The following is a 13,943-nucleotide window of genomic DNA, read 5'->3' as shown; positions in this document are numbered from 1 at the left end:
AATCGCAGTGTCGTACGAGACTTCGGTAACAGTGAAAACGAACGATCGCGGCAGTGAGCCAGACGCACCATGTTCCACGAGGCGGCTGGCTCTGGAGACCGCAGCCGTCGGCGGCGCATTCACTCTACTTTTTGCTCTGAAGATATTGCCGGCCAACGGGATCTACTCGATCGACGCTTTCTATCACTTCAAGATCGCTCGGTTGATGGCACAGACTGGCCCGGTGATCGATATCACCTGGCTGCCCCTGACCATTCTCGGCGAAGCCGGACCCGATCATCATTGGCTTTGGCATCTGCTGCTAGCGCCTTTCGGTTGGATCAGGAACGAACTCACTGGTTTGAAGTGGGCGCTCGTGTTCAATGCGACGCTCGTGCCGACAGCGTTCTACCTCGCTTGCCGGCGCTTGGGCCTGACCTGGCCGGTACTTTGGACAGTGCTGTTGTTCGCGGGCGGTACGAGTTTTCTTTCACGTCTGCTCATGTTGCGGGCGCAGAATATCGCCATCGTCTATTTGCTGATTTTTCTCGTTCTGCTCATCCAGCAGCGCTTTCGGTGGCTTGCGCTCGTCGCGTTCGTATTCCTGCAGTCCTATCACGGTGCGTTGATCGTACTGATTCCGGTCGCGATCTATTTTCTGGCGAGCGGGTTGCGATTACATCATTGGCGATGGGACCTGTTGCTTGCCGTGGCTACAGGTTTTACTGCTGCGCTGGTGATCAACCCCTGGTTCCCCTCGAACATCGAATACCTGTGGTTCCACACTGCGTTCAAAGTCCTGAATCCGCAGAACCTTCAAGTGGGCCCTGAGTGGGATAGCAATACCTGGGCGCTGATCTACTCCGAAGCTTGGGCATCACATTGGCTGCTCCTCACAGGCATCGCGATGTCCATCTGTTATCAGCGTGAATTGCTCAAACGCCCACAAGTATTCACGCTCCTGGCATTTACTCTCTTCACGCTAGTTCTCTACAAATTTGCCTATCGGTTCTCGGAATACTACGTACCCACCGCGATCCTCACTGCAGCGGTCCTTTGGTCTCCCTATCTATCATCGGCCTGGCCCCGCCTGCGTTGGGTAGTCGGGCTGGTCGCAGTGAGTGTCGGTGTCATGCGCATTGGCGGGGCGTTGGATCTTTTCGACAACCTCCCAAAATCGCGATTCCAAATCTACCAGGGCATCGTGGCTGCATTGGACCAGCATGCCGCTCCTGGAAGCCTCATCTTCAATGCCTACTGGGATGACTTTCCATATCTGCTGTGGCACTCCACCGACTTTCGCTACGTCAACGGTCTCGATCCGCACTACCTTGCCTATTCTGACCCGGAGCGATTCGAGCTGTGGAACAGCCTGACGGGCGGAGCGCGGCCTCCGCGAGACCCCGTGAGCGCCATTCGAGAAGGCCTCGGAAGCGATTGGGTAATTCTGCGTCGTTCCCAGGATGCGATCTATCAGTATTTGCTGCAGGATCCTCGAGCGATTCTGATCCGGAGCACTGGGTCGGCGCATCTCTTCCAGCTGTATGAAACACCACCCGAAACCTGAGGTCGTTTGTTCGTTCCACGTTTGTTCAATCCACGATTGTTCGTTCCACTACGGAGGAGCGTCAGATCATTTCGACGCCATGGGTCGGATGCGAGTCCGTAGATTGGTAACATCGGCAAAGAGGAATCAATGACCCAGGCAGCTGGCTCGCAGGGACCGTTGACACTTCGCTTTGCGAAGCTGGTGGTGCGCCGCCGTGGCGTGATCGCGATTCTGTTGATCATCTCCACCGGGTTTTTCTTCTACCCAATTCTCAACTCGGCCTTGACCGCGATCGGCATGCCGCTTCCCGGGCCCGCAGTAAAGATCGACACCATCGCGCGTTCCCAGTGGCCCGACCATCCTTACATTCGTGCCCAGGACAAGTTCGCGGGAATTTTTGGTGGTTCCTCGACCGTCGCGATCGCTCTCGTCGTCAAAGATGGAACGATCTTCAACCCGGTGACGATCGCCAAGATTCACCAGATCACGATGGCCTTGGACGGAAAAGGGTTCCCGAGTCACACCCGGGAGCGCGAGGCGCTGCGGGACGAGCTAGACGAACAGGGGCTCGAGTACAAAGAAGTCCAGAAGCAACTCGACCTCACTTACCCTCCCTATCCGGTCAATCATTACCAGATCCGTTCGGTCACCGCGAACAACACTCGAGTCATCCAGATCGAGGCTTCAGGCGACATCGAGACCAACGTCTTGATGCAGAAGGTGCCAGAAACCCAGCAAGAAGCGGATGCCTTCGGCGCTTTGGTTCGCCAGAACCCTCCCTATATCTACGGTCGCCTGGTTTCACTGGACCAGAAGGGTGCGCTGATGACCGCCGGCTTCGTCACCGACCGTATGAGTGGTCGGCCAACCTTGATGGCGGTCTTTGACTGGGTGCAACAGATCAAGACCGAGGTCGAAGACGAAAACCACGAGATCTACGTCTCGGGTGTTCCCATCCTTGTCGGTTGGATTCTCAAGCACGCCTTCGAGATCGTATTTTTCTTACTACTCACCATCGCGGCGATATTCAGCCTGTTATGGGCCTACTTCCGACGCTGGCACGGGGTATTCATCCCCTTCATCGCGGCGCTCGCCACCGCAATCTGGGGCCTCGGCTTTACGGGCTGGATCGGAATCGTATTCGACCCCCTCATCCTGGTGATTCCCTCGATCATCACCGCCCGGGCGATCTCCCACACCGTGCAGATGGCCGAACGGTTCTTCGAGGATTACGAGATATTACTGCCGGTGTACAACGACCCCGAAGTTGCGAAGGTCGAAGCCGCCACCGTGGCGATGAGCGAACTGATCGTTCCCGGCACACTGGGCATCATCACCGACGTAGCGGGACTGCTCGTCATTTTATTGACTTCGATTCCGCAGATGCAGGATCTCGGGAAGTTCGGCGCCTTCTGGGTCATCTCGATCATCATCACCGTAGAGATCCTCCACCCAGTGCTGATCTGCTTTCTCCCCGCTCCCGCGGAGCACGAACATTTTTTGCCCGGCTTCATGGTTCGCTTCACTCGCTTCCTGGGCTACATCACGACCCACGCGCGATACAAGTGGTACATCGCTGCGACGACTTTTGTGCTGTTGATCAGTTCGACCTACATCACACTGATGTATTCGCAAGTCGGCGAAGCCCTGCCCGGAACTCCACTGCTGTTTCCCGATCACGAATGGAACATCGCCACCGCCAAGATTGCCGATCGATTTGGCGGGGTGGACACCCTCCAGATCTATCTCGAAGGCGACACGCCCAAGGCAGCGGAAGACGCTACGCCGGTGCTGCGAATGGAAGAATTCGAAAGATGGATGGGCAAGTACACCGATCTCGGCGCCAGTCTCTCGATCGTACCCGTGCTTCGGGGCTTCTGGCGCATCAACCACTACGGCGATCCCAAGTGGGAATTCGTCTCCAACAATCAGGCGAACATTCGGCAGCAGATCTTCCAGTTGCGAACCAACGGGGCTCCGGGCGCCCTGAAGCCGTTCATGACCGACGACGGCAAAGACGCGGTGATCAACTTCTTCTATCGCGACCACAAGGGCGAAACGATCATCCGGACCATTCACGCCGCGGAGGAGTTCATCCGCCGCAATCCATTGGGCGAAGTCATCATCCGACTCGACATGGACAAGGCCGCCAAAAACGCCGGGGCCTTTGATCCAGAAGCCTTGACCGATGTCTGGTTCTACATGCTCGGGCCGCTCCTGCCCTCGAGACACCACACCCTCACAGTGCAGATCCGACAGGACGACGGCTCTTACCATCAAGTGGAGGTCAACGAGTTCACCTCTGTCTCTGCACTCCCGGACTGGATGGACGAGTTCCGCGAGTACGCCATCGAGGACTACGAACAGGAACTTTTCGATGCAGATGAAGACGAACACTTCGCCTGGCCCGATGATCTTGCAGCCTGGCAGCTTTCGGACATTGACTACTGGTGGGAAAGCGAGCAACTCGGGATTCGCGCAGTGTCGATGAAGACCACGAACTTGATCGTCGAAGACCTCAAGGCCATCGACGCCCAACCCGAGTATCAAGCCACCAACTCGTGGACCCGGGGCGTTCAGTTCGTGATGGCGGGGGGACTGATGGGCATTCTCGCCGCGGTAAACGACGAAGTCGAGCGCAGCCATGTGGCGAACATCATCCTGATCTTCGTGGTCATCTTTGTCCTTCACTCGGTGACGTATCAGTCGGTGTCCAGCGGCGCGATCATCCTGCTTCAGATCATGACCGCGACCATGCTCTCGCTCGCCTATATGGCCGTGAAGGGAATGGGGCTCAACATCAACACCCTGCCGGTTCAATCCGTGGGTGTCGGCATTGGCGTCGATTACGCGATCTACATTGTCGACCGCATCCGCCACGAGGTGGTGGCCACCTCAGACATCGACGAAGCCGTACGGCGCGCGGTGCGGACTACCGGTATGGCGGTGACGTTTACGGCGACCACGATCGTCGGCGGCATTTTCCTATGGTCTTTCTCGAGCCTGCGCTTTCAAGCCGACATGGCCCAACTGTTGAGCATCCTGATGGTGATCAACATGTTCGGCGCACTCACGGTCGTCCCCGCGTTCTACTCCATCGCCCGGCCCAAGGTCGCTATGGCGCTGCTCTCTGAAGAACAGCTCGAGGCGATTGAACGGCAGAAGGAATTGGAACGAAGGAAGGGCCTGCGGGACGACTAGGAGCCCGATGGGTCAGAGAGACGCTGACTTGGACTTCAGGTAGGCGGCCAGACGCGGTCGGATTTCGGGATCGGCCAGGGCGTATTCGATGTTGGCCACGAGGAGTTGGTAGTGATCGCCGGTTGTGTACCAGGTACCCGTCACCTCTTGCACCAGAACTCGGTCTTCTTTACACAACCGCGCGATCGCATCGGTTAGCCAGAGTTCATTGCCCTTGCCGACGGCAGTCTGCTCCAGAATCTCGACGACCTTGTACGACAGCACGAAGCGTCCGAACTGGGCGAGTCGTGACGGGGCCTCTTTTGCGCTCGGCTTTTCGATGATCGACTTCATCTCCATCGGATCGGTGCCCGGCTTGGGCTCGACAATTCCGTAGGCCTTCGTCATTTCTTCGGGCACTTCCTGCACCGCGACGACAGCGGCGGGTCTATGAGCGTCGTAGGTGTCCATCAACTGCTTGACCGCGGGAACCTCCGAGAGCACGAGATCATCCCCGAACATGTAGACGAAGGGTTCGCCGGGGGTCAGGTGATCCTTGGCGGCGAGGATGGGCGAACCATTGCCATAGGGAAGATCCGCGCCCTGGATCACCGAGCGGACATTGGCCAGGGAAGAAACGCGCTTTACGACCTCGAGCAGTGCCTCTTTCCCCTGTTCGGCCAAATGTGCCTCCAGCGCCGGAGATTCCGAAAAGTGCTGGTCGATCGCCTCGGAACCGGGGCGCGTGATCAGGATGACATCGGTAATGCCCGAGTTCGCCGCTTCTTCGACGAGATGCTGGATGCACGGACGATCCACGATCGGGAGCATCTCCTTCGGAACGGCCTTGGTGGCCGGAAGCAGGCGCGTCCCGTAGCCCGCAACTGCGATCACGGCGGTGGTAATGCTCATGAAATTTTTCCTCTGCACAGGATCGGCGGGCGCAGTCTATCGTCGTCTGCGTTGAAACGAAAGTCGAACGCGATCAACCGTACTGAGCACCATGGAGGTCGAGTACCCGGGCAGCCGTCTCTTCAACCGCCCGGCCGGTAATATCGATGGTTCGCCAGCGACGCTCCCGGAAGATTTGGCGAGCTCTTCGCAGTTCGAGTTCGACCGCGTCGGAATCGGTATACGAGCTGTGGGGTGGAGCCCGGAGCACTTTCAGTCGATTGATACGCATCGTGAGCAACGTGGCGTGATCGACCATCAAGCCGAACACTTTGCGCGAATCGAGCTCCGCCAGAGTATTTGACAGTTCCATACCCGCGACGAGAGGTACGTTTCCCGTCTTGAAGCCGCGTTGAGCCAGATACATCGAAAGGGGGGTCTTGGAGGTGCGCGAAACCCCGACCAACACAATATCGGCTTCGAAAAGGGTTTCGATATTTGCTCCGTCGTCATGTCGCACCGCGAACTCGACGGCGTCGATGCGCTCGAAATACTCGTCTGTAAATCCGTGCAACAGGCCGGGCTGAAGCCGAGGTTCCGCGTGAAGATGCTGTGCGACCTTGGCGATTAGCGCACCCAGCAGATCGACCGTCGGCACGCCCCGACTCCCGGTCGCGCGCAGCAGGGCCGCAGCCACTTGCTTGTCCACCAGGCTGAACACCAACAGCGCGTTGGAACCCGCCGCCTGGTCGACAACCCGGCGCACTTCGGAAACATGCCGGATCCCTCCGAATACTCGCAGCTTCCAGTCGGTCTGGAACTGCAGCATCACAGCCTTTACCACCGCCGTAGCGGTATCCCCTGTCCCATCCGAGACCACGATCACCTCAGACCGCGTCCCCACCGCCTCTTCCCGTGATCGCATCCACCCACATTAGCAGCCCCCATTCTTCATCCCTCCCCCCCATTGAGTGGAGGCCAAAGGTTCGGCACCCTCCCCTTTTCCGATGGCCTACGAACACAAAAAAATCGAAGCGCGCTGGCAAGACTACTGGCTCGAAAACCAAACCTTTCGAGCCGAGATCGACCATACAAAGCCCAAGTATTACGCCCTCGACATGTTCCCCTATCCATCGGGTGACGGGCTCCACGTCGGGCATCCCGAGGGCTACACCGCCACCGACATAATCTCGCGCTACAAACGCATGTGCGGTTTCAACGTCCTGCATCCGATGGGTTGGGACGCCTTTGGTCTGCCCGCCGAGCAGTACGCCATCAAGACCGGGACCCATCCACGCGCCACGACAAAAAACAACATCGACAATTTTCGGCGGCAGATTCGTTCGCTGGGTTTCAGTTACGACTGGTCCCGGGAAATCGACACTACGGCGCCGGACTACGTGCGCTGGACCCAGTGGATCTTCAGCCAGCTCTACGAGAAGGATCTCGCCTATCTGGCGGAGGTCCCGGTGAATTGGTGCCCCGCCCTCGGCACGGTGCTCTCCAACGAAGAAGTCATCGACGGCAAGAGCGAAATTGGCAGCCACCCCGTCATGCGAGTTCCGATGCGCCAATGGATGTTGCGCATCACCCGCTACGCGGACCGCCTGATCGAGGATCTCGATGGACTCGACTGGCCCGAGCCGATCAAGAAGATGCAGCGCGACTGGATCGGTCGCTCCGAGGGTGCCGAGGTGAAGTTCTCCTTGGCTTCGGAATCGGCTTCGGAATCGGACTCCACCAACACACCGACGATCGAAGTCTTCACCACCCGCCCGGACACGCTCTTTGGTGCGACCTACATGGTGCTCGCACCGGAACACGCATTGGTTTCGCAGATTGTGAGCGACGCCCAGCGCAGCGCCGTCACCCAGTACGTGGAGGCGAGCCAGCGCAAGAGCGAGCGCGCGAGGTTGGCGGACATCGAGAAAAAGACTGGCGTGTTCACCGGCGCATATGCCCGCAATCCGGTCAACGATCTCGAGATTCCGATCTGGATCGCGGACTACGTTCTGGCGGGTTACGGCACGGGCGCCATCATGGCGGTGCCGGGCCACGACGAACGCGACTACGCCTTTGCCAAGACCTTTGATCTGCCCATCGTCGAGGTCGTGTCGGGGGGCGATTTGAGCGAAGCGGCCTATACCGGCGACGGCCTCGCGGTGAACTCCGAGTTCCTGAACGGCCTCGATACTCCGGCCGCCAAGATTCGCATGAACGAGTGGCTGGAAGAACGCGGGCTCGGCAAGGCCAGCATTACCTACAAGCTGCGCGACTGGCTCTTCAGTCGCCAACGCTATTGGGGAGAACCCTTTCCGATCGTTCACCGGGAAAACGGGGACATCGAATTGGTTCCAGACAGCGAACTCCCCGTGACACTTCCCGAACTCGACGACTACAAGCCGAGCGGTACGGATTTCCAGTCACCGCTGGCTCGCGTGACGGATTGGATCTCGATCCAGGATCCGAACACCGGCGAAACCTTGTCGCGCGATCCCAACACCATGCCCCAGTGGGCGGGGAGTTGTTGGTATTTCCTGCGCTTTCTCGACCCTCGCAACCAAGAACAGCCGTGGTCGCAAGAAGCTGAACAGTATTGGATGCCGGTCGATCTCTATATCGGCGGTGCGGAACACGCGGTACTGCACCTTCTCTACGCTCGCTTCTGGCACAAGGTCTTCTACGACCTGGGTCTGGTCCACACCAAAGAACCGTTCCAGAAGCTCGTCAACCAGGGCATGATTCTCGGCAACAGCTATCGCTACTACGACGACAATATCAGCGACGCACCCGACGCAACTGCCAAGCACTATTCGGCGAGCGAGGTCGTGCTCGGCGGGGAGAAGGTGACGACTGCCGATGGCAGTACCGAGTTGAAGGCACGCTGGGTTGAACTCAAGAACGTGGTTTTTCCGGGGGATGACACGGCTCGCCACCCCGATTATCCGGATCTCGAACTGGAACTCGTGGTCGAAAAGATGTCCAAGAGCCGCGGCAACGTGATCAGCCCCGACGATGTGATCGAACAATTCGGTGCCGACTCGATGCGACTCTACGAAATGTTCATCGGCCCGCTCGACAAAGCCGCGCCCTGGTCGACCGAAGGGATCATGGGCGTCTTTCGCTTTCTTCAGCGCGCCTGGCGACTGGTGATGCGCGACCACCGCGATGCGCCCGACACCGTGCGCGACTTCACCGCGGGTAGCGGCAGCGAAGACGAGGCCAAGCTCGTCGCCAGGACCATCGATGGCGTTACCAGGGATATCGAGGGATTGCGCTTCAACACCGCCATCTCCAAGTTGATGATTTTGGTGCGAGATCTCGGCAAGAACCTCAGCAAAGACTTCAACAAAGACTTCAACAAAGACAAAGGCACGACCTGTGCGCGTGAATCGGCCGAGGCCATGGTGTTGCTGCTCGCGCCGATGGCGCCCCATATCGCCGAAGAACTCTGGCGCGAACTCGGCCACGAAAACACCATCGCGTTCGCGCCCTGGCCCAAGGCGGACGAAGCGCTGTTGCACGACGACACGATCACTTTGGTCCTGCAGATCAACGGAAAGAAGCGAGACGAAATTCAGGTGCCGGCGGACGCCTCGAAAGAAGCGATCGAGAAAGTCGCTCTGGCATCGGAGAAGGTGCAAAAGCACCTGGACGGCCGCGATCCCAAGAAGGTGATCGTCGTCCCCGGACGCCTCGTCAATATCGTAGGCTGATTCATGGCCCGCTTGCGCTTCGGAAAAGCACTCTCCGAAAATCGCGCCGCACTCTTTCTGGCCAGTCGCATTGCCACGATATTTCTTCGCATGCTCGGGGCTACGTGGCGAATATCGGTCGAGGGTCCCGATCCATTCGTCGATCGGTCCGGCCCACATCTCGGCGCGTTCTGGCACCGCAATGCCCTGATCGCCGCGTTCATGTTTCGCGACCGCAGGTTCAGCGTTCCGGTGAGCCGCAGTCGCGACGGTGACCTCATCACGCAACTCTTGCTTGGACTCGGTTACGCGACGCCCCCACGCGGTTCGAGTTCACGGGGCGGCGCTTCGGCCCTGCGCGCGCTGGTGAACATGGTCGAAGAGGGATTCACGATTTCCATTCAAACCGACGGTCCGCGCGGACCGGCGCGGGTTTCCAAGCACGGGATGGTGAGCCTGGCACGTCGGACGGGTCGGCCGATCTCACCCCTGGGCTTCTCGGCCAAACCTTGCATCCGCTTCCGCAGCTGGGACGGCACCCTGCTCCCACTCCCGTTCGCCCGAGTCCTATGCAGTTTCGGATCCCCAATTCATGTGCCCCGAGACGCCAAACCCGACGAAGAAGAAGTAATCCGCCAACAACTCGACTGCGAACTAAACCGCCTGACCGACGAAGCCGACGACCGCTACGGCCTAATAGACCCCAACCGCCCCCCCCACACAAAATAAATCCGATTGATCATCCCCGACGCACCACCTAAAGCCAGAATCGGCGAGAGGTGGACTCAGGCGAAGTAAAGCGCAGCGACCCGCCACGCACCGACTCCCAAAATCTTAGAACCCGAATCGCCACAACAAACTCCCACGACCGAAACTCTTGCGAGCCATTCGCCTGCGTTCACCTCTCGCCGATTCTGGCGCTTCCGAACTTCAGAAATACCCGACGCCGCATTCACCAAAGCGGCACCAAACTCCCTCGATTAGACTCTGCCGCAATGTTTTCACCTACCCCACGCCCCCGAATTGCAGTTCAACAGGTTCTCTGCGCCCTCTCGATCGCTCTCGGATTGCTGGGTTGTACCTCGCCCCCAAAGGTCCAATTGGCGCCGGACGCCGACTGCTTTCGCGAAATCGCCGGTGCCCTCGCGGACGATGCGTTCGGGGGCCGCGGGTTGGGGAGCGAGGGCTTGCGTGGGGCTGGCGATTATCTCGAACGACTCTACTCCGCGCTGGGGCTCAGCCCATTCAACAACGCCCTTTTTTCTCGCAGCTACCGGCAGGGTTTTCAAGCCGTCACTGGGATCAAGTCTGGACCTCATAATCTTTTGAGTTGGCGACAAGCTCGAAGCGAAACGACGGGGCTGGCGAACATCAAAACCGACTTCATGCCACTGGGCATTTCCTCGTCCGCCATTTTTGAGGGCGACCTGGCCTTTGTCGGTTACGGCCTGGTCGCCGAACCGTTGGACTACGACGACTACGAGGGACTAGACCTGCAGGGCAAGGTCGTATTGGCGATGCGGTACGAACCGGGAGAAGCCGACCCCGACAGTCCATTCGACGGCAAGCGACCGAGCCGTTTTTCTGATCTTCGCTACAAAGCGCTCAAAGCTCGGCAGGCCGGAGCCGTTGCATTGATCTTTGTCTCGCCGCCGGGCGACGACGAAGACCGACTGCCGCGCGTAAACCACCGCGGCTCGGCTGCGAATGCCGGGATCCCGGTCCTGCAGGTCAGTCGCAAGCTCGCGCAAGTATGGTTGGCACTTGCTGGACTCGAACTGGGTGCGTTGCACGCGGCGATCGATGCGGATTATCGACCCCATTCTCGAGATCTAGCGGGCTTGCGGATTTCAGGAAGAACCGACTTGAAGTCCCGTTACACAGAAGTCGCGAACATCATCGGAATCGTTCCCGGTCACGGGGATCTGGCGGCCGAGGCCATCGTCGTCGGTGCGCACTTCGATCATCTCGGCCGCGGTGGAGCGCATTCTCTTGCCATCGACAACCATGCCATTCACAACGGTGCCGATGACAACGCCTCGGGGGTTGCCGCGATGATTTGCGGAGTCGCCGGATTAATGCAAAACATCAAGGACGACAGCGCGGGGGAGGAGAAACCGCGGCGCAGCCTGGTCGTCGTGGGATTTAGCGGCGAAGAAGCCGGACTTCTGGGCTCGGGGTGGTATGTGCGCCACCCCGTCTTCCCAATGGAAAAAACCATGGCCATGGTCAACCTCGACATGGTGGGACGACTGCGCGAAGAAAAGCTCCACGCGATGGGTGCAGATTCGTCTCCGGACTGGAAGCCGATCCTCGCACCACTCGCACAAGAGCGCGGACTCGATCTGCTTGCGGGGGGCGACGGGTATGGCCCATCCGACCAGATGTCCTTCTACGCAAACGGCGTCCCCGTGGTTCATTTCTTTACCGGGTCCCATTCCGATTACCACACCCCCGACGACGACATCGACCGGCTGAACATCTCCGGCGGCGCTCGCATCGCGGAGTTTCTCGGCGACGTCCTCGGCCAGTTGATTCACCGGACAGAACCGCTGGCCTATCAAGCCTCGTCCAGCGCAGCCACGATGGCCGGAGACAGCCGGAACTTTGGCGCATTTCTCGGCAGCATTCCCGATTACTCGGCGATGACGAGTGCCGATGGAGGTGTGCTGCTGTCGGCGGTGCGGCCGGGGGGGCCGGCGGACAGTGCGGGAATCGCCGGGGGTGATCGCATCATCGAAATGGCGGGCACTGAAATCCACAACCTCTACGACATGACCTTTGTTCTCAGTGATCATCGCCCCGGCGAAATCATCCAGATCGTAGTACTTCGGGGCGGTGAAACGCTGACCTTGACTGCCACCCTCGGACGCAGGGGGAAGGCGAGCGGTCCGAAGAATGTAGAGGCGAGTTCGGAACCTGCGGACCCGCACGGGCAGGACGACTAGTGGTCCAAGACGCGCAGGTGCCGTTCGGCTCTCTCGACGTAGCGACTGAGTCCCCGCTTGCGACCCATCTCACCGAGAGCGCGCCAGGCGTCGATCGCCTCCTGGTGATGATTGCCGCTCAATTCCAGCGAGATCGCGAGGTTGTTTCGAGCGGAGATGTATTGGCTGTCGATCCTCAGTGACTCGCGATATTGGTCGATCGCTTTTTCGTGCTGATTCGACAGGCGGTACCGGTTGCCCAGGTTGTAGTAGGCGACCGACAAGTCTTCATTTCGCAGATCTACGTTGCAGGCCCCCGCAGCCCCTAGCAACGCGACCAACGCGATTGCAAAAGAGGTTCGACGCGCGCGCATCGCGTCGAAGAGCCAGACGCAGGCCGCCGCTGCAAACATGATCAACACGGGGACGGCGGGAATGCGGTAGCGGGAAAGCACGAAGAAGATCAGGCAGGTTGCGAGATGAACCCCGATCAAGGCGTACAGCGGCGCGAGTTTTCGCCATCGGTTGGCGGTGACGACAAAGCCCAACATCGCCAGCGGCCCCACCAATCCGAAGCCGATCAACGGCAGGCGCAACACCCAGGAGAACTGACGCGTCACCGTATAGGAACGGTTGTTCCAAATTTCGTGGGCATTGATGAAGTAGAGAAACTTGCGTCCCGTAAGCCGCAACCATTCGGCTGGATTTGCAATGACATAATCGATCCCCCGGCCCATCCAATAGGTCGACACCTCGGAGGCCAGAAGTGTCCTTCCCAACTCGTGCTCGGCATAGGCCTGGTAGATCAAGTTCTGTTCTCGAGGATGATCGGCCGTCGAGCGATCGAATATACGCGGTACATTGTGAGTTCCGTTCGCATCCGGATTGTTGCCATTGAAGAAATTCATGCCCGCAGATGCAGAAACCAGCACCCGGTCGCCGGTAACGACGTAATTGCGCAAGGTGGCGGGAAAGACAGTCGTGCCGATTCCCGCCAACAAACACCCCGCCAGAACGAACCTGCGCGACAGACCCTGCGCATTGGGCAACAACGCGAAGAGCAAGACCAAGGCCGCTGGGCCGTAGAGCAACATATTGGGGCGGGCGAGAGCCGTCAGACCGATCAGCATGCCCAGGCCGAGCCAACGACCGTTGCTCGGTGCTTCCATTGCGCGCATGCCGCACCAAACGACCCATAGATTGAGTGGCAGCAAAATGTTGACGATCAGCAGACTGCCTTCGTAAAAGATGAACATCGCGTAGATCGCTGCAATCGCACTGGCGACCAGACCCGTACGTCTGCCGAAAAATTCGCGAGCGATCCGCCATACCAACACGCATGTCAATGAACCGATGACGCAGTTCAGGAAGCGAGGCAGATAAAGACCGGGACCCGTGAGGGTGTAGAGCAATGACAAAAGATACGGGTAGAGAGGGCCCTGGAGGAACACACCTTCGCCCAGCCAGTCACCTGCCGAGATCTGAGTCGCCCAGGTGTGATAGAAGAGCGGATCGACCGAAGGCTGCTGAAAGAACGGGTCGGAAGTTCGGATCTCCAGCAAATTGAAGAGCCGCAGCATCAAGGCTGCGAACCAGATGCCCCCGACCATTTGCAGTTCTTGCTGATCGGGATGCGAGGCGGGCTCGTCCAGGAAGATAAAAGCGTTGGGGCTCGAGTTCGCCTTCATTGGGGGCGAGGGTAACGGATTCGTGGGTTTGGAC

General features: G+C 59.0%; 8 protein-coding genes. 5 read left to right on the top strand and 3 right to left on the bottom strand.

The genetic code is table 11. The features are described from left to right. Positions 1 to 31 precede the first annotated feature (31 nt). Positions 32 to 1,546 (top strand): hypothetical protein, encoded by a 1,515-nt coding sequence (locus IH881_03610; protein ID MCH7866757.1) that lies wholly within the window; start codon positions 32 to 34, stop codon positions 1,544 to 1,546. Positions 1,547 to 1,675: 129 nt separating this feature from the next. Further along, positions 1,676 to 4,729, top strand: a complete 3,054-nt coding sequence (locus tag IH881_03605; GenBank protein ID MCH7866756.1) for an MMPL family transporter — start codon at positions 1,676 to 1,678, stop codon at positions 4,727 to 4,729. Positions 4,730 to 4,741: 12 nt separating this feature from the next. Here the strand turns inward: IH881_03605 and IH881_03600 are convergent, their stop codons facing one another. Next, the gene (locus IH881_03600) at positions 4,742 to 5,620 is read right to left on the bottom strand and encodes an NTP transferase domain-containing protein (protein ID MCH7866755.1); all 879 of its coding nucleotides are present in this window, start codon (positions 5,618 to 5,620) and stop codon (positions 4,742 to 4,744) included. A 73-nt stretch (positions 5,621 to 5,693) separates the two neighbouring features. Then, a complete protein-coding gene (locus IH881_03595; protein MCH7866754.1) occupies positions 5,694 to 6,503 on the bottom strand; it encodes a kinase/pyrophosphorylase in 810 nt (269 codons plus the stop codon). Positions 6,504 to 6,606: 103 nt separating this feature from the next. Here IH881_03595 and IH881_03590 point away from each other — a divergent pair, with 103 nt between their 5' ends. The 3 genes from IH881_03590 (at position 6,607) to IH881_03580 (ending at position 12,242) form a co-directional block, all read left to right on the top strand. Continuing rightward, the gene (locus IH881_03590; GenBank protein ID MCH7866753.1) at positions 6,607 to 9,315 is read left to right on the top strand and encodes a leucine--tRNA ligase; all 2,709 of its coding nucleotides are present in this window, start codon (positions 6,607 to 6,609) and stop codon (positions 9,313 to 9,315) included. Between the two features lie 3 nt (positions 9,316 to 9,318). Beyond that, entirely contained in the window at positions 9,319 to 10,023 is a 705-nt protein-coding gene (locus IH881_03585) for a lysophospholipid acyltransferase family protein (GenBank protein ID MCH7866752.1), read from the top strand. A 266-nt stretch (positions 10,024 to 10,289) separates the two neighbouring features. Continuing rightward, positions 10,290 to 12,242 (top strand): M28 family peptidase, encoded by a 1,953-nt coding sequence (locus IH881_03580; GenBank protein ID MCH7866751.1) that lies wholly within the window; start codon positions 10,290 to 10,292, stop codon positions 12,240 to 12,242. On the opposite strand, the gene IH881_03575 is transcribed toward IH881_03580, so the two are convergent. After that, a complete protein-coding gene (locus tag IH881_03575; GenBank protein ID MCH7866750.1) occupies positions 12,239 to 13,909 on the bottom strand; it encodes a glycosyltransferase family 39 protein in 1,671 nt (556 codons plus the stop codon). The two genes, IH881_03580 and IH881_03575, sit on opposite strands and share 4 nt — an antisense overlap. Positions 13,910 to 13,943 lie beyond the last annotated feature (34 nt).

The sequence above is a fragment of the Myxococcales bacterium genome, assembly GCA_022563535.1.
Lineage (GTDB): Bacteria > Myxococcota_A > UBA9160 > UBA9160 > UBA4427 > DUBZ01.
This window is presented reverse-complemented; position numbering and strand designations above follow the sequence as displayed.